This window comes from Myxococcus sp. XM-1-1-1, from assembly GCF_020037095.1.
Taxonomy (GTDB): Bacteria; Myxococcota; Myxococcia; order Myxococcales; family Myxococcaceae; genus Myxococcus; species Myxococcus fulvus.
Map to the genome: position 1 here is coordinate 249,211 of NZ_JAIQDH010000013.1, position 16,180 is coordinate 265,390.

General features: G+C 71.0%; 13 protein-coding genes. 7 read left to right on the plus strand and 6 right to left on the minus strand.

Annotated elements, in window-relative coordinates; translation table 11 throughout:
* Positions 1 to 35: 35 nt before the first annotated feature.
* The gene (locus K8640_RS24885) at positions 36 to 2,273 is read right to left on the minus strand and encodes a M9 family metallopeptidase (protein WP_223749330.1); all 2,238 of its coding nucleotides are present in this window, start codon (positions 2,271 to 2,273) and stop codon (positions 36 to 38) included.
* Between the two features lie 135 nt (positions 2,274 to 2,408).
* On the opposite strand from K8640_RS24885, the gene K8640_RS24890 reads away from it, so the two are divergent.
* Both K8640_RS24890 and K8640_RS24895 read left to right on the plus strand, forming a co-directional pair.
* Complete coding sequence (locus K8640_RS24890) at positions 2,409 to 3,209, plus strand: AraC family transcriptional regulator (RefSeq protein WP_223749331.1); 801 nt, start codon at positions 2,409 to 2,411, stop codon at positions 3,207 to 3,209.
* A gap of 54 nt (positions 3,210 to 3,263) precedes the next feature.
* Complete coding sequence (locus K8640_RS24895; protein ID WP_223749332.1) at positions 3,264 to 3,497, plus strand: hypothetical protein; 234 nt, start codon at positions 3,264 to 3,266, stop codon at positions 3,495 to 3,497.
* Positions 3,498 to 3,546: 49 nt separating this feature from the next.
* Here K8640_RS24895 and K8640_RS24900 read toward each other — a convergent pair whose 3' ends face one another.
* A complete protein-coding gene (locus K8640_RS24900; protein ID WP_223749333.1) occupies positions 3,547 to 3,717 on the minus strand; it encodes a hypothetical protein in 171 nt (56 codons plus the stop codon).
* Between the two features lie 399 nt (positions 3,718 to 4,116).
* Between K8640_RS24900 and K8640_RS24905 the strand changes: the two genes are divergently transcribed.
* The 3 genes from K8640_RS24905 (at position 4,117) to K8640_RS24915 (ending at position 8,764) form a co-directional block, all read left to right on the plus strand.
* Positions 4,117 to 7,248, plus strand: coding sequence for a GAF domain-containing protein (locus K8640_RS24905; protein ID WP_223749334.1), 3,132 nt, complete (start codon positions 4,117 to 4,119; stop codon positions 7,246 to 7,248).
* Positions 7,245 to 8,381, plus strand: a complete 1,137-nt coding sequence (locus K8640_RS24910) for a HAMP domain-containing sensor histidine kinase (protein ID WP_223749335.1) — start codon at positions 7,245 to 7,247, stop codon at positions 8,379 to 8,381. The genes K8640_RS24905 and K8640_RS24910 overlap by 4 nt, the downstream gene beginning before the upstream one ends.
* Before the next feature lie 167 nt (positions 8,382 to 8,548).
* On the plus strand, positions 8,549 to 8,764 hold the full coding sequence (locus K8640_RS24915; RefSeq protein WP_223749336.1) for a hypothetical protein: 216 nt from the start codon (positions 8,549 to 8,551) through the stop codon (positions 8,762 to 8,764).
* A 9-nt stretch (positions 8,765 to 8,773) separates the two neighbouring features.
* Here K8640_RS24915 and K8640_RS24920 read toward each other — a convergent pair whose 3' ends face one another.
* From K8640_RS24920 to K8640_RS24930, 3 genes are all read right to left on the minus strand, one after another.
* Positions 8,774 to 9,562, minus strand: a complete 789-nt coding sequence (locus K8640_RS24920) for an FRG domain-containing protein (RefSeq protein WP_223749337.1) — start codon at positions 9,560 to 9,562, stop codon at positions 8,774 to 8,776.
* A 78-nt stretch (positions 9,563 to 9,640) separates the two neighbouring features.
* A complete protein-coding gene (locus K8640_RS24925) occupies positions 9,641 to 10,060 on the minus strand; it encodes a response regulator (protein ID WP_223749338.1) in 420 nt (139 codons plus the stop codon).
* 156 nt (positions 10,061 to 10,216) lie between these two features.
* Positions 10,217 to 10,453, minus strand: coding sequence for a hypothetical protein (locus K8640_RS24930; protein ID WP_046710939.1), 237 nt, complete (start codon positions 10,451 to 10,453; stop codon positions 10,217 to 10,219).
* 261 nt (positions 10,454 to 10,714) lie between these two features.
* Between K8640_RS24930 and traC the strand changes: the two genes are divergently transcribed.
* Positions 10,715 to 12,526: an outer membrane exchange accessory lipoprotein TraC gene (traC, locus tag K8640_RS24935; RefSeq protein WP_223749339.1), complete on the plus strand. Its 1,812-nt coding sequence runs from the start codon at positions 10,715 to 10,717 to the stop codon at positions 12,524 to 12,526.
* A gap of 312 nt (positions 12,527 to 12,838) precedes the next feature.
* Entirely contained in the window at positions 12,839 to 14,305 is a 1,467-nt protein-coding gene (locus K8640_RS24940; RefSeq protein ID WP_223749340.1) for a M57 family metalloprotease, read from the plus strand.
* 71 nt (positions 14,306 to 14,376) lie between these two features.
* Here K8640_RS24940 and K8640_RS24945 read toward each other — a convergent pair whose 3' ends face one another.
* Positions 14,377 to 15,648, minus strand: a complete 1,272-nt coding sequence (locus tag K8640_RS24945) for an MFS transporter (protein WP_223749341.1) — start codon at positions 15,646 to 15,648, stop codon at positions 14,377 to 14,379.
* Positions 15,649 to 16,180: the final 532 nt, after the last annotated feature.

The window sequence follows — 16,180 nt, forward strand, 5'->3', positions numbered from 1 at the left end:
GTGGCGCCACGTCCACCCGGGAGTCGTCCCTCGTCTTACGGCCCCGTGTCGAAGCGGGCCTCCAGCTTCACGCCCGAGTACGGCGTCCGGGCGTTGAGCATCAGGTAGATGTAGCTGCCGGTCGGCGGTGACGGGATGTCCACTGTCTCGTCATTGCCTGACAGGTAGGGCCGGTGGTCGTATGTCGTGAGGCTGGGCCACGTCGAGGCGCGCACGTACAGGTCCGCGTTGCCCGTGCCGCCGCTCATCTGGAAGCGCAGGTTGCGCGCGCCATTGGGCACCCACAGGTAGAAGTACTGCAACCCGCTCGTCGCGGACAGCGGCCCGCGGTAGCAGCCATTGCCCAGCATCCTGGAGTCGGAGCCCGTGCACGGTGTCCCCGTCCCTGGCCCCGGACCCGGATTCACACAGGTGCTCGGGTCGCTCGCGGTGGCCACGCACGTCAACCACTCGTGGAACTCCGGGTCGTTCGCCGTGCCCAGCGCGTCGAGTGACTGGCGATACGCGGCGTAGCTCCCCGCCCGGAACTGTCCCAGGAACGTGCCCACCTGGTCCGCGTGCCGCTCGAACATGAAGCGCACCGCGAGGTAGCCCCACGTGTACACGCGCTCCGTGCCGCTGTTGTAGTCGTTGCGCAGAATCTGGCTGAGCTGGAACGCCTTGCCGGCCCCCACCGCCACCGCGCTCGCGTTGTCGCTCTTCTTCGAGATGTACTCAGCCAGGCCCTCAATCCACCAGATGGTGGGCTGGCTCACGCTGGCGCCGAAGTCGCCCTTCATGTCGAAGCGGCCATCCAGGTAGTGCACGTACTCGTGCTCCAGGTTCCATATCTGGAACGTGGGCCGCACCCACTCCGCCTCGTAGGCGATGAACCGCGCCTGGTTGCCCGACGCGGAAGGGTCTCCCTCCAGGTACATTCCACCGTTGTTCGTGTCGATGCCGAACAGCGCCCCCGCGTACGTCTGATAGTCCAGGCTGCTGTCGAAGATGACCATCTCCAGCGCGGTGTTGTTGTCCCCGGCCACCGGCACGCGCCCCGTCTTCAGCATGTCGTGGAAGTACGTCTCCTGCGCGGCGAGCTTGGCGCAGCTCTGGCTGAACTGCGAAGAAGTCATGTCCTGCGCGCGCATGCGCAACGTCGCGCCGCAGTTGTACGTCACGCGCAACACCGCCTGCTCCAGCGTGCGACGGAAGTCACAGATGCCGTAGTACGCGCAGTTCGCGCCGTCGTAGTAGTCCGCCATCTCCGCGGCGCCCACCCAGACGCCCGCCGTGGGCCCCGTCATCTGGTGGTTCGCGATGAGCGCCCGCACCTTGGGACGCGACTTGTCCTGGAGCGCGCCCGGGTACTGGAGGAAGCGCGCCAGCTCGCGCGCGGCGTTGACCGTGAGGTACTGGTTGTCCGTGCCCAGCAGGTGCTCGGTGCGCAGGCCGAAGGACTCCAGCGCGTCGATGATGGCGCTGTCCTGCTGCACGGCCGCGATGAAGGCCGCGTCGTAGTGTCCCCGGAACAGGCCGACGAAGACGTTGTTGGTGGCGGCGCGCATGTACCAGAACGTCTCGGCGGTGGTGTTGAAGCGGTCCAGGAGCCCCTTGAACGTCGCCAGGTGCCGCGCGCTCTCCCCCGCGCTGTCGATGAGCGTGACGAACTCCCGCAGCACCGCGCCGTGCGCGTCGTTGACGTCCCGGAAGTGGCTGTTGGCGACGAAGGCCGCCAGCGCCGGACGGATGGCGTTGCCGAGCGCCGTGCCGTACGCCCCCACCACGTCCGGGCTGTAGAACTGCACGTAGTACCCGGCCCGGAGGAACAGGATGAGCTGGAGCGTCTGCCCGCTGTTGTCCCCCACGTAGGCCTGTGCGCTGGTGGTGAGCGCGTTGGCGATGGTGACCATCTTGCTCTCGATGAACACCTGCCGCGCCAGCGTGCCGGTGACACCGAACAGCGTGTTGACGCACGCCTCCGTGGAGCCCTTCACCAGGGTGACGAGCGCCGCGCCGCTGGCCGAGCCGAAGGCCGCCGTGTCACAGGCGGCCAGCAACGCCCGGGCGGGAGGCGGTGGGGCGAGCTCCTGACGGAGTTGCTCCGGCGCGACGTCGGGCGAGCGCTCGTCGGGCAGGATGCGCTGATGGGCATGCTCCAGCCCGTGAAGGCGCTGGGCGGACCCGGTCGGCGGGGGAGCCCCGGGGCGGGCGTCCGCTCCAGGGGCGAAGACTCCGATACAGAGGGCGAGGACGATGTGACAGCGACACCAATCCGTGATTGGACTGCGCATGCTCGTGCTCCTCGGGGTGGGGGCTTTGCCGCACGGTGTCGACAGGACTGGACGACGCCGACGTGGGTTTCACGCGGTGTTCAAGGTATTCCTGGGCCGGTGCGCTGTTCTTGTGTCTTTCCCACGCGGGGATGAATGGAAACGACCAAAGGGCGAGAGGCGTTGGAGCACTGGCGGGTGGACTTCATGGGGCGGGTGACGAACCCGCTGTTCGCGGAGGCGCTGTTCGACCGGGTGCCGGACATCGTCTTCTCGGTGAAGGACATCCAGGGCCGGTACGTGTGCATCAGCGAGGCGTGCGCGGAGCGCTGCGGGCTGAAGAGCAAGGCGGCGGCGGTGGGGCGCACGGCGCACGAGCTGTTCCCCCAGCACATGGCGGACCGGTACGTGCGGCAGGACGAGAAGGTGTTCCGCACGGGGCGCCCGCTGGTGGACAACCTGGACCTGACGCTGTTCAACAACCGCGAGCCGGGCTGGTGTCTGACGAGCAAGGTGCCGCTGTTCGACGCCACGGGCGACGTGATGGGGCTGGCGTGTCTGTCAAAGGACATCCACGAGCCGGGGCGCGCGGGGCTGGTGGACGAGCGCTTCGCGGCGACTATCGACTTCATCCAGGCGAACTACGGGGAGCGGCTGCGCATCGACTCGCTGGCGCGGCGCGCGGGCATGTCCGCGGCGCAGTTCGAGCGGCGGATGCGGCGCATCTTCCAGCTCTCCGCGGGGCAGTTCATCATGAAGACGCGCATCGACGCCGCGGCGGAGCGACTGGTGGAGGACGTGCGCGAGCCCATCGCCGCCATCGCGCTGTCCGTGGGCTTCTGCGACCAGAGCGCCCTGTCACGCCAGTTCAAGCAGGTGACGGGCCTGAGTCCCCGCGAGTACCGGCAGCTCGTCGAGTCCGTCCCTGGCACCGCCGTGTCCCGGCGCAAGCGCTGAGGGGCCTGGGGGCTTCCCCAAAGCCTGGCAGGTGTGATGCGCTCCGGGCTGGTCATGAAAGCCTTCACGCTGCCCGTGTCCACCGTCCTGTTCCATGTCGTGGCCCTGGGGTTCTTCGGGGCCTGCGCGGCGTGGCTCGTCCAGGAGTCCCTGCTGCTCGGCGGACGTCGGGCGATGATGGGGTTCGCGGTGGCCGTGGCCTCGGGCGCGCAGGTGCTGTTGTCCTTGAGCACCGTGAGGGGGCTCTGGGTCGCGCGACGCTGCTGTCCGCCCGCGCGCGGGTGGTGACGTATCTTCAGTTCAGGGGTTGGTGCTGGGGCCGTCCTCTCGCTGACGCTCACTTCCGGGCGGTGGGCGCGGGGACCGCACGCTTCTTCCACGGGTCTCCGCCCACGCCGGAGTCCACGAGCTGGAAGGGACTCTCTCCGCTCATCCGCACCAGCCCGAGGCTGGGCACGGAGGCGGACCACCCGGCGGTGATGCCGCCGCAGTAGGAGTACTCGCTCACCTTCAGTGTCCTACCGGCGAGCGTCTCCAGTTGGATGATGCCCAGCACCCTGAAGACCCTCATCGGCACGACGATGGCGGTCTCCACGGCGGCCTGTCCGGACTGCCTCCCGGCAATCCCGTGTCTGTCATTCGAGTTCGTGGCCCTCCGGCCGGTTGAACCCAGACTCGCTGGAGGCGCGTGCCGTGCTGGAGATGTCAGGCATTGGGGTGCAATGAAATGACAGGTCGCGTGTCTGGTGTCAGGTATGGAGCGAGGGATTCCCAGCGGGTCGCAGCCGTCCCTCCCGGGGAGGGAGCCGCCGGGGCCTTGTCCCTGGGGACGATTGTCGGATGGTGGAAAACCCAGGGGTGCCGAAAGGGCGGTCCCTGTGCGGACTGTTAAGGTCACGTGCGCTCCATGTCCCCTCCCCACTCCCCCCCGGAGGCGCCGGTCCCCACCGTGGACCTGTCCCCGGGCGCGCTGTCCCTCCAGGTCCTGGAGAGCCTCCCCCAGCTCGTCTGGATGACCCGCCCCGACGGGCACCACGTCTACTTCAACCGCCGCTGGTACGAGTACACCGGCCTGACGCCCGAGCAGGCGCTGGGCGACGGCTGGTGGCGCATCTTCCACCCGGAGGACGCGCAGGAGGCCGGCAGGCGCTGGGCCCACTCGCTCGCGACGGGGGAGCCCTACGAGGTGGAGTTCCGCTGCCGGCGCCATGATGGCGCCTGGCGGTGGATGCTCGGCCGCGCCAGCCCCCTGCGCGACGCCAAGGGCGACATCCTCCAGTGGTTCGGCACCACCACGGACATCGAGGAGCCCAAGCGCGCCTCGGAGTCCATGCGCTTCCTGGCGGAGGCGGGGGCGCTCCTGTCCTCGTCCGCGCTCGACCTGGACGACACGCTGGCGCTGCTGGCGAAGCTGGCGGTGCCGCAGCTGGCGGACTGGTGCGCGGTGGAGCTGGTGGAGGAGGACGGCGGCACGCGCCAGGTGGCGGTGGCGCACGTGGACCCCAGCCGGGTGCGGCTGGCCGAGGAGGTGCGGGTGCGCTACCCGCCCCGCGAGGACGACCCGAACGGCGTGCTGGCCGTCATCCGCACGGGCAGGCCCGTGTTGCTGGAGTCCGTGTCCGACGACGTGCTGGCCCTGGCGGCGCGGGACCGGGAGCACCTGCGCTTCCTCACGGCGCTGGGCCTGCGCTCGGCCATGCTCATCCCCCTGAAGGCGCGCGGCCGCACCCTGGGCGCGCTCACGCTGGTGACGGCCGAGTCCAGCCGGCGCTTCGGACGGGCGGACCTGGCCTTGGGCGAGCAGCTCGCCTCGCGCGCCGCGCTGTCGGTGGACACCGCGCGCCTGTACCGCGAGGCCCAGGCCTCGCTGCGCCGCAGCCAGGAGGAGCGGCGCACCGCCCAGACGCTGCTGCGCATCGGCGAGACGCTGTCGTCGGAGCTGGACCCGGGCGTGCTCGTCCAGCGCATCACCGACGAGACGGTGGCCCTCACCGGCGCGGGCTTCGGCGCCTTCTTCGAGAACCGCGTGGACGAGCGCGGCGAGTCCTACCTGCTCTACACGCTGTCGGGCGCGCCCCGGGAGTCCTTCGCGCACCTGCCCATGCCGCGCAACACCGCCATCTTCGGCCCCACCTTCCGGGGCGAGGGCTCGCGGCTGTACGACGACGTGACGCGCCAGCCCGACTACGGCAGGAGCGCCCCGTACCACGGCATGCCCCAGGGGCACCTGCCGGTGAGGAGCTACCTGGCGGTGTCCGTGAAGAGCCGCTCCGGGGAGATTCTCGGCGGGCTGTTCTTCGGGCACGCGGAGCCGGGGCGCTTTGGCGAGGAGCACGCGCGGCTGGTGGAGGGCGTGGCGTCCCAGGCCGCGGTGGCGCTGGACAACGCGCGCCTGTTCCGCGACGCACGCCGGGCCGAAGAGCGCTTCCGCTCGCTCGTCACCGCCACCGCGCAGGCCGTGTGGGTGACGCGGCCGGATGGCTTCATCGAGGAGGACAGCCCCTCCTGGCGCGAGTACACCGGCCAGTCGTACGACGAATGGAAGGGCACGGGCTGGCTGGACGCCGTCCACCCCGAGGACCGGGACGCGGCCAGCCGCGCCTGGACGGCGGCGGTGACGGACGTGAAGCCGTACGAGGTGGAATACCGGCTGCGCCGTCCGGACGGGACGTACTCGCCCACGCTGGCGCGCGCGGTGCCGGTGCTGCACTCGGACGGCAAGCTGCGCGAGTGGATTGGCACCAACACGGACATGACGGCCCAGCGCCGCGTGGAGGAGGGCCTGCGCCGGCTGGACCGCGAGCAGGTGGCCCGCAGGCTGGAGGCGCTGCGCGCGGAGATGAGCGGCGCCCTGGCGAAGGAGGGCTCCGTCGCCGACATCCTCCAGGGCTGCGCGGAGGCGCTGGTGCGCCACCTGGACGCGCAGGTGGCCCGGCTGTGGCTGTACTCGCGCAGCTCCGCCATGTTGGAGCTGGTGGGCAACGCGGGCGTGTTCGCGCCGCCGCGCGAGAAGTGGGCGCGCGTGGCGGTGCACGGCGGCAGCCTGGTGGCGGAGGTGGCCCGCACGCGCGAGCAGGTCTGGGTGGACAAGATGGAGCACGACGCCCGGGTGCTGGACCCGACGTGGATTCGCGAGACGGGGCTGCGCTCGTTCGCGGGCATCCCCTTGCTGGTGCGCGGGCAGCTGGTGGGCGTGATGGGGCTCTACAGCAGGACGGTGCTGGGCGAGGACAAGGTGGCGGCGCTGGCGGCGGTGGCGGACGCGCTCGCGCAGGGGCTGGAGCGCAGGCGCGCGGAGGACTCGCTGCGGCTGCGCGCCAAGGAGCTGGCTCGCTCCAACGAGGAACTCCAGCAGTTCGCCTACGTGGCCTCGCACGACCTGCAGGAGCCGCTGCGCATGGTGGCCGGCTACACGCAGCTGCTCGCGCGGCGCTACCAGGGCAAGCTGGACGCGGAGGCGGACACCTTCATCCACTACGCGGTGGACGGCGTCACGCGCATGCAGCGGCTCATCCAGGACCTGCTGACGTACTCGCGCGTGGGCACGCAGGGCCGCGAGCCGCGCGCGGTGGACGCGGGGCGCGCGGTGGAGCGGGCGCGGGCCAACCTCCAGGTGGCGCTGCAGGAGTCGGGCGCCCAGCTCGAGACAGGCCCGCTGCCGATGGTGCTCGCGGACGAGACGCAGCTGGTGCAGCTGTTCCAGAACCTCATCGGCAACGCGCTCAAGTTCCACGGGGCCGCGCCGCCCAGGGTGGAGGTGGCCGCCGAGGTGAAGGGCGCGGAGGCGCGCTTCACGGTGAGGGACTGGGGCATCGGCATCGACGCGCAGGACTTCGAGCGCATCTTCGTCATCTTCCAGCGCCTGCACGGCAAGGAGTCGTTCGCCGGGACGGGCATCGGGCTGGCCATCTGCAAGAAAATCGTGGAGCGTCTGGGAGGTCGCATCGGCGTGGAGTCCAAGGTGGGCGAGGGCAGCACGTTCTGGTTCACCCTGCCGCTGGCGCCGTCGGTGCCCGCGTCTTCCGAGGTGTCGTCATGAGTGACATCGGCACCGAGGAGCGCCCGCTGCGGCTGTTGCTGGTGGAGGACAACCCGGGCGACGCGCTCCTGCTCCAGGAGGAGCTGCGCGAGGTCACCGCCACGCGCTTCGAGGTGCTCCACGTCGAGCGCCTGGCGGACGCGGTGCGCGTGGTGAGCGAGGGGCCGCCGGTGGACGCGGTGCTCCTGGACCTGTCGCTGCCGGACGGGCACGGGCTGGGCAACATCCCGCCGCTGCTCCAGGCCGCGCCGTCGGTGCCGCTGGTGGTGCTCACCGGCACGGACGACGAGCGCCTGGCGGTGCGCGCGGTGCACGAGGGCGCGCAGGACTACCTGGTGAAGGGCCAGGTGTCGGGGCCGCTGCTGGTGCGCGCGCTCAGGTACGCCATCGAGCGCAAGCGGGTGGAGGAGGGGCTCAAGCGCGAGGAGGCCGCGCGGCGCACGGCCACGTTCCGCGAGCAGTTCCTGGGCATCCTCGGCCATGACTTGCGAAACCCCCTGCAGGCCATCGCCGGCAACGCGTCACTGCTGCTGCGTCACGGGGGCTTGAGCGAGCCGCAGCGCAAGGCCATCAACCGCATCTCCATCTCCGCGGACCGCATGGCGCGGATGATCAATGACTTGCTCGACTTCACGCGCACGCGGCTGGGCGCGGGGTACGTGCTGGAGCGGGCGCGGATGAACCTGCACGAGGTGCTGCGCCAGGTGGTGGAGGAGCTGGAGGTGGCGCACCCGCGCCGCCAGTTCGAGCTGTCGCTCACGGGCAACGGCTGGGGGGACTGGGACGGGGACCGCATCGCGCAGGCGGCGTCGAACCTGGTGGGCAACGCCGTGCAGTACTCCCCGGAGGACACCGTGGTGCGCGTGACGGTGGCGGACGCGGAGGGCGGCGTGCGGGTGGAGGTCCACAACTGGGGCCTGCCCATCCCCGCCGAGCGCCTGGGCTCCATCTTCGACCCCTTCGGCCGCGCGCAGGACAAGCGCAGCGCGCAGCGCAACGGCCTGGGCCTGGGGCTCTACATCACCCACGAAATCGTCCGGGCCCACGGGGGCCTCTTGGGCGTGTCGTCCTCCGCCCAGGAGGGGACGGCCTTCTGGCTGAGCCTGCCGCGGCAGTTCGTCACCGAGGAGTGAAGGGACACCCCGGCAACCCCCTGGCCGCCCGCCCGCTGACTCGAGGGGCGGGCCTGGCGGGCGCGCGGCACGGGTCGCGGCGGGAAGAAGGAGGACACACCCTTCAGGGGTGCGTTCAACCTGGCCGGCGCTCTTCGGGTGGCGGCCCCCAACCTCGAGGTCCAGCGATGACCATTCTCGGCGCGGCGCTCATTGGAACGCTCCTCTTCGGCCTCATCATCTTCGCCGTCATCCTCTTCGGCGCGGCCGGCAACAAGTGGGAGAAGGACATCCGCGAGGTGACTGAAAACCAGCGGGCGCGCGGCATCGTCGGTGACGTGACGATGAACGACCAGGACGATGAGCACCACCACCCCGGCCCCCACGTGCACGCGCACGCCTGAGGCGGCGGCCTACCTGGGCCGCGGGCTGTAGTAGCGACGCAGCCAGCGGCTCAGCCCGTCCAGGCCGGGGAAGAGCACCCGCTCGGTGAGGTTCGCCTGGTCCAGCTTGTCGCGCACCTCCCACTTGAGGTCCGCGGGGATGATGAGCCGGCGCACCCCCTGCTTGCGCCGCTCCAGGAAGCTGTCCAGGCGCGCGTCCGGCCCGTTCATCACCGAGAAGAGCGCGAACTGGTTGACGATGCGCGCGTCCAACGACGGCGGCTCGAAGAAGAGCACGAACGGGTGGCTCGCCAGCCGGTCCAAATCAGAGATGGACGGCGCCACCTCCGCCAGCATCTCCCCGGAGAACACGTCCGCGCCCTCGCGCTTGAGCAGCGTCTTGAGCGGGCGGGGCAGCAGCCGGTTCGTCTCCCGGTAGTCCACGCACCACACCACGCCGTCCTCGTGCGCCAGGTCCGAGTCCTCGGTGAGGAAGTGCAGCGCGACGTAGGGGCTGAACGTCCAGTCCAGCATGCGCGTGGGCAGGCCGTGGTGCTGCGCCAGGGCGAGCCAATCCCAGACGGAGTCCAGGGGCTCACGGGGCGTGCCGCGCGCGTACTTGCGGAAGGCGCGCAGCAGGTCCTTCTCCTTGCGGACGAACAGGCCCCGGCGGTTGAGCGCGGTGGACAGGTCGTGCTCGGCGTGGGGCATGCCGCGGAACACGTAGCTGGCGCGGTGGCGGCCCAGCGCCTCGTTCCAGGAGTCCGCGAACAGCGCCTCCTGGAGCTCCAGCCATGAGCTGACCCGGTGCTCTTGCATGCGAAGGCCCGTGTCCCCACGACAGGGGACACACGGCCTTCAAGATGCGGCGCGAGGGGCTGCTTGGGAAGCCGCGCGTCAGACGACGCGCGAGTCGGTGGGCGCGAAGGACCGGGCCGGCGTCGTGGAACGCGTCGGGTGGGTGAGCCGGTGGAGGATGCGCGACAGCTCGGTCGAATCGAAGGGCTTGCGCAACAGGCACACCGCGCCCTCGAAGCTGGGCAGCTCCAACTCCAGCCCCGTGGTGAGCACCACCGGCAGGTCCGACAGCTCACGCTGCGCGTGCAGGAGCCGGATGAGGTCACGGCCCTCGATGTCGGGCAGGAGCCAGTCGAGCACCAGCACGTCCACGCGGGGCTCGGCGAAGAAGGCCTTGAGGGCGGAAAAGCCGCTGTCGCACGGCACGACGCGGTAGCCCTCCAGCTCCATGGCCTCGGCCACCGCCTCTCGAAGGAGGCCATCATCCTCGGCCAGGACGACGACGGGACGGTAGGTCATGCGCTCGGGCTCACAGCGGCCGGAAGGAGACATCCAACGAGCGGCGCGTGGGTCCGGCGCTCCCACCGCCTTGCGAAGGACAAGAACCCCGGAGGCCCCCGGCCCTCCTCCCGCACCTGGAGGGAGGGCCGGTCCAGCGGAGTCCGGACGGGCGGCCTAGGGCCTGCCGTTCTCCGCGGGCTGGTTGAAGGCGTACTGGTCCGCGCCGGGCGCGGTGTCCTGCTGGAACAGGGGGCACCTGGAGCAGGTGAAGCTGTCCCAATCCTGGCGCACCGCCACGTCGATGCAGCCGCCATAGAAGCGGCAGTGCACGTTGCGGTGCTCCTCGATGGAGAAGGACTCCGCGCGCATGGGCAGGCGGAACTCGGTGGGACGTGGCTGTGGACAGGACATGATGACTCTCTTGCCCCCCTCGTGGGTGCGATGAACCGTTTACCGGCTGGTGCGACGCGTCATTCCCATCTGCGAGTCCGGAGCGCGGGCACCACGAGGTGCACCTGATAAGGGCCAGCAGCAAGGGTTGCCAACCCGCGGGGTCGTCCGTTCGAGGGGCGAGGCGCCAGGCGTGTGGGAGGGGCCTGGCGGGCGCGGGCGGGGAGGGCTGGCTTCATCCGAACACTTCACCCGGTGGCGCCTTTCCCGGAAGATGCGGGCGTGTCCGCTCCCCCCCGTCCCCCTCGTCCGGCTCCCTCGTCGTCCCGCGGCGCGCTCGGCGCCTTCGCCCTGGCCGCGCTGCTGGCCCTGACGGCCTGCTCGGCCTTCTCCCGCGCCGTGAAGGAGGGCGACACCGCCAGCCAGCAGCAGAAGTGGGCGGAGGCGGAGGCGGCCTATCTGCGCGCGCTCGCCGCGGACCCGGAGGCCTCCGAGGTGACGGTGAAGCTGCGCGAGGTGCGCCGCGCCTGGAGCCAGGTGGTGCTGGAGGAGGCCCGGAGCGTCCATGACGCGGGCGACCTGGACGGCGCCATGAAGCGGCTGGTGCGCGCCCTGGAGCTGGACGCGGAGAACGTGGCGGCCAGGGAGCTGCTCAACGTGACGCTGGACGAGCGGGTGGCCGTGGCGCTCACCGCGCTCAAGGCGGACAAGCTCCAGGAGGCGCGCGCGGAGCTGGACGCGGTGCTGGCGGTGGCCCCGGACCACGCGGGCGCCAAGAAGGCCCTGGACGCGGTGCAGGTGGCGTGGGCGAAGCGCTGGTTCAACACCGGGGACGGGCTGGAGAAGGCGGGCAAGCTGGGCAACGCGCTCGTCGCCTACGTGCGCGCGGACCAGGAGCGCGTGGGCGCCACCGCGGCGCGCGAGCGGGCGGAGGCGGTGCGCCAGAAGCTGCGCGACGAGGTGGCCTTCCTGGTCGTGGCGACGCCGGTGGAGGACCGCGCGGGCGCGCCCGACGTGGCGCAGCGGCTGGCGGCGGGGCGGCTGGCGGCCATGCTGCCCACGCACCTGCCCTTGCGCGTGGTGACCGAGGCCCCCGAGGGGCGCGAGGGCGTGAAGCTGGACCTGTCGCTGGAGCGCGTGCTGCCGCTCAAGGCGGTGGAGGACTCGCAGCGCTCGCACCGCTACCTCGCGGGCAAGACGTCCGTGCCCAACCCCCGCCGCGCCGGCTTCGAGACGAAGCTGCTGCAGGCCGAGCGCACCCAGGAGGAGGTGGACCGCAAGCAGGCCCAGGCCCTGCGCGAGTACCTGCGCCTGCAGACGGAGCTCAACCTGCTGCGCGCGGGGACGGAGCGCTGCCGCGAGCGCGAGCGCCGCGAGTGCCTGGAGGCGCTGAAGGAGTGCGGCGAGGCCGCGCGCGAGGCGGAGAAGCCCGGCACGCTGCCCGGGGAGTGCAGCCCCGCCCGCTGCGCCTCTAGCTCCTGCGCGAAGGAGGAGCAGGCGCTGGCGCTGCTGCTGGCGGCGGTGAAGGTCAAGGAGGCCAGCCTGGAGGCCGCGCTGGAGAAGTCGGAGACGCAGCGCATCGAGGTGCAGCGCCACCGCGACACCACGTTCCGCGAGCCCGTCACGGTGGAGGAGCCGATGTACTCGGACTTCGTCTACGACGTGCAGCTCCACCGGCTCACCGTGACGGCCTCCGTCACCGCGGTGATGCGGGACCTGCTCAAGTCCCAGGTGCCCGCGCCGCACACGGATGACTTCTCCGTGATGCACGAGGACCTGGCGCACAAGGGCTACGACCGGTACGGCGTGCTGGCGGACCCGGTGCAGCTGCGCAACGAGCTGGAGCTGCGCGTGGAGGTGGGCGACAAGGCCGTGTCGGACCTGGCCCGCCGGGTGAAGGAGCGCTTCGATGCGTACCGGGGCAAGCGCGTGGAGGACGCGCGCCGGGGCATGGTGCGCCCGGGCGCCGAGGACGTGGTGGAGACCGCCGTGCGCGCGCTGCTGCTCACCGCGGACGCGCCCCCCGCGGATGTCCTCCAGCCCCTGGCCCGCGCGCGCGGCCTCAACCGGCCGGAGACGCTGCTGGGCCTGTAAGTCGCCGCTGCCCCTGTAACCAGAGTCCGTACGGACCCGCGACACCTTTCGACTCAGGTGTCCTGTCCCAGGACACTTTGGTTACGGGGTTGTAACCATTTGGAATCAAAGGACACGGACTTCAAAGTGTCATGAGTCTTTACGCCGCGGTCCCCGAGGCGTGGAGTCCAGGCGCTCCGTGGATACCGGGTGTTTCAGTGGGAAGCTAAGGGAAATCCGCTAGTTACCTGGATGGCATGACACCTGCTCAGGGCAGGGGTCCCCGGGCTGTGGGAGTCCGGGAGCCTCATTCCTCTGCGAAGAAGGATGTTCATGTCCCAGTCCAAGATTGTCGGTGCCCTCGCGGGCCTGGCGCTGCTGGCCGGTTGCGGCGGCGAAAACACCACCCCTCCCCCCTCCGAGGAGGTCAGCCAGGGAATGTCGTGGGAGGAGTTCCTCGCGGGCGTGTACCAGGAGCCCGACACCGGCATCTTCATCGCGGATGGTGACACGCCGTTCGCCAGCGAGAAGCACCTGCGCGAGTTCTATGAGAACAACGTGCGCAACGGGCAGCTCATCGTCCACACCGCGGGCGGCGTGGACGCGGCCTGGAACGCGACGCAGAAGAAGAACATCACCTACTGCGTGAGCTCCTCGTCGTTCGGCACCCGGTACAACACCGCGGTGGCGGCCATGAAGAGCGCGGCCGAGGCCTGGGAGGCCGTGGCCAACGTGGACTTCGTGCACGTGGTGGCGCAGGACGGCAACTGCACCGCGAGCAACGGCAACGTCGTCTTCGACGTGCGCATCGTGAACTCGGGCAACCAGTACCTGGCCCGCGCGTTCTTCCCGAACGACACGCGCGCCAACCGCAACGTGCTCATCGACACGTCGGCCTTCGGCAGCATCCCGCCGTGGACGCTCGAGGGCATCCTGCGCCACGAGCTGGGCCACACGCTGGGCTTCCGCCACGAGCACACCCGTCCCCAGGCCGGCACGTGCTTCGAGGACAACAACTGGCGTCAGCTGACGGCGTACGACTCCGCGTCCGTCATGCACTATCCGCAGTGCAACGGCACCCAGAACGGGGACCTGGTCATCACCGCGCTGGACGCGCAGGGCGCCGTGGCGCTCTACGGCGCACCGGGCGGCACGGACCCGGAGCCGCCGGGTCCTGGCACGGGCACCCCGACGACGACGACGCTCACGGGCTCCGTGGCGGCGAGCACCAACAACGCCTTCCCGGCCATCAACGTGGTGCCCGGCACGGCCTTCAACGTGACGATGACGGGCACGGGTGACCCGGACCTGTACGTGCGCTTCGGCGCGGCCCCCACCACGACGACGTACAACTGCCGCCCGTACCTCAGCGGCGCGTCGGAGTCCTGCAACCTGACGGTGCCCGCGGGCGTGACGACGGCGTACGTCATGGTGCGCGGCTACACGGCCGCCACCTTCACGCTGACCATCAACTACACCCGTCCGGACGCGGGTGGCACGCCCGCGACGGACACGAAGTCGGGCTCGGTGGCCTCGGGCAGCGTCACCGACTTCCCCGCGTACACCGTGGTCGCGGGCAGCACGTTCAAGGTCGTGATGACGGGCTCGGGTGACCCGGACCTCTACGTCCGCTTCGGCTCCGCGCCCACCACCACGGCGTACAACTGCCGCCCGTACCAGACGGGCGCCGCCGAGACGTGCGAGCTGACGGTGCCCGCCGGCCAGACGAGCGCGTACGTCCAGGTCCGCGGCTACACGGCGGGCACGTACAACCTGGCCATCAGCTACACCAAGCCGTAGTCCACGCTCCCGACACCCGGGAGTGAAACACGGGCGGTCTTCCCGAGTCGGGGAGGCCGCCCGTGGTCTTTTCAGTCGATGAGCGGGCTCAGCTGCGCGCCCACCGCGCGCTGGGCATCCAGGCGGCGCCGGCGGGCGGGGGCGATGACGAGCTGCCACACGGCGCAGACGAGCCCCAGCACCAGACACCCGAGCCACAGCGCGGACGTGCCCGCGCGCCCCAGCACCCGCCCTCCGAGCGCGGGCGCGGCGCTGGAGGCCAGGCCCCAGAGCATGTGGTACGCGCCCTGGTAGCTGCCGCGCAGCCGCGTGGGCGCCAGGTCCGCGACGACGGAGGGCGCGACGGGGGCCTGGGCCATCTCGCCGAGCGTCCAGATGGCCACCGCGAGCGCCGCGAGCGCGACGTTGCCCGTCAGCGCGTGCAGGCCGAAGCCCAGGCCGGTGAGGGCCGCCGCCAGCGCGAGCGAGTGCGCGCGGCGCAGGTGCTTGAGCGCCCGGTGGGACAAGGGCTGGAGCGCGACGATGAGCAGGCCGTTGACGGACAGCACCGCGCCGAACTGCGCCTCGCTCAGGCCGCGCGCGCTCAGGTCGAGCGGGAGCGACACCTGGCTCTGATGGAAGATGATGGCCACGCCGAGGATGGGCAGCGCGAAGGCGACGAAGGTCGGGTCCAGGAAGGGCGTCAGGAGCGAGCGCAGGGCGCCGGGGGCCTGGGCGTCCTCCGACGCGGTGCGGGCGGGGCGCGTCTCCGGCAGGAGCAACCAGATGCAGCACCCGTAGGTGAACGTGGTGATGGCGTCGGCCACGAACAGCGTCACGTAGCCGAAGCGGACCATCAGCCCCGCGAGCGGCAGCGCCACGGCGAAGCCCACGTTGATGACCCAGTAGAGCAGGCCGAAGGCGCGCTGCCGGTCCTCGGGGGTGACGACGTCCGCGACCGCGGCGGACACGGCGGGACGGTAGAGCTCTCCGAGGATGCCCAGGCAGAAGGCGGCGAGCGCGATGGAGGAGGGCTCGCGCGCGAAGCCGAGCAGGAGCATGCCCACCGAGCCGAGCCACAGGCCGCCCGCCAGCGTCAGGCGCCGGCCCACGCGGTCCGCGAGCATGCCGCCCAGGGGGCTCGCGATGACCGCGCCCACGCCGTAGAGCGACACGGTGAGGCCCGCCTGCTCCACGCTGAAGCCCCGCTCGCGCGTGAGGTACAGCGCGAGGAAGGGCACCACGAAGCTGCCCAGTCGATTGACCAGGGTGCCCACCCACAGCACCCAGTAGGTGCGCGGCAGGCCGCCGGCCATCTCATGCACGGCCCTGCCCAGCGCGCTCGTCGTCCATCGCGAACTCATGTGCGCACGCAGCATGTGTCAGCGCGAACGCCCTTGCACGAGCGGCCGCGGGAGCCCGTGGAACGTGGTGCTGCTTGGTGCTCCGAGGAGTTCAGGTGGGGCGGATGGGGGAGGTCGGGCATGGGCGGGAGGGCGGTGGGAGTAGGGGGCTTCGCGCTGGGCTAGAGGCTTCGGGGACGACCTCTCAATGAGGCCCTGACGGAGGCAGGGGCGAACCGAGTCCACGGGGTGTGCTGGGCTCCCGAGTGGGTGTGGTGCGCGGGCCTCGTTGGGGCGCTGGCGAGGGTTGCTCGCCTTGAGTGAGGTGGCGCGGGCCGCTTGCCGGGGCGCTGGCGCGGTTGACTTGCCGGGCCTATGAGTGAGCGCGGGGTGGCGTGGGCCTCGCGGACACTGACGGCTGAACTTGCCGGAGCCTGTGAGTGAGCGCGGTGGCGTGGGCCTCGCGGACACTGGCGCGGCTGAACTTGCCGGAGCCTGTGAGTGAGCGCGGTGGCGTGGGCCTCGCGGACACTGGCGCGGCTGAACTTGCCGG

Bases quoted from the DNA above. Each gene is read 5' to 3' on its own strand.
- K8640_RS24885 (WP_223749330.1), bottom strand. From the start codon at position 2,273: ATGCGCAGTCCAATCACGGATTGGTGTCGCTGTCACATCGTCCTCGCC.
- K8640_RS24890 (WP_223749331.1), top strand. From the start codon at position 2,409: ATGGAAACGACCAAAGGGCGAGAGGCGTTGGAGCACTGGCGGGTGGAC.
- K8640_RS24895 (WP_223749332.1), top strand. From the start codon at position 3,264: ATGAAAGCCTTCACGCTGCCCGTGTCCACCGTCCTGTTCCATGTCGTG.
- K8640_RS24905 (WP_223749334.1), top strand. From the start codon at position 4,117: ATGTCCCCTCCCCACTCCCCCCCGGAGGCGCCGGTCCCCACCGTGGAC.
- K8640_RS24910 (WP_223749335.1), top strand. From the start codon at position 7,245: ATGAGTGACATCGGCACCGAGGAGCGCCCGCTGCGGCTGTTGCTGGTG.
- K8640_RS24915 (WP_223749336.1), top strand. From the start codon at position 8,549: ATGACCATTCTCGGCGCGGCGCTCATTGGAACGCTCCTCTTCGGCCTC.
- K8640_RS24920 (WP_223749337.1), bottom strand. From the start codon at position 9,562: ATGCAAGAGCACCGGGTCAGCTCATGGCTGGAGCTCCAGGAGGCGCTG.
- K8640_RS24925 (WP_223749338.1), bottom strand. From the start codon at position 10,060: ATGACCTACCGTCCCGTCGTCGTCCTGGCCGAGGATGATGGCCTCCTT.
- K8640_RS24930 (WP_046710939.1), bottom strand. From the start codon at position 10,453: ATGTCCTGTCCACAGCCACGTCCCACCGAGTTCCGCCTGCCCATGCGC.
- K8640_RS24940 (WP_223749340.1), top strand. From the start codon at position 12,839: ATGTCCCAGTCCAAGATTGTCGGTGCCCTCGCGGGCCTGGCGCTGCTG.
- K8640_RS24945 (WP_223749341.1), bottom strand. From the start codon at position 15,648: ATGAGTTCGCGATGGACGACGAGCGCGCTGGGCAGGGCCGTGCATGAG.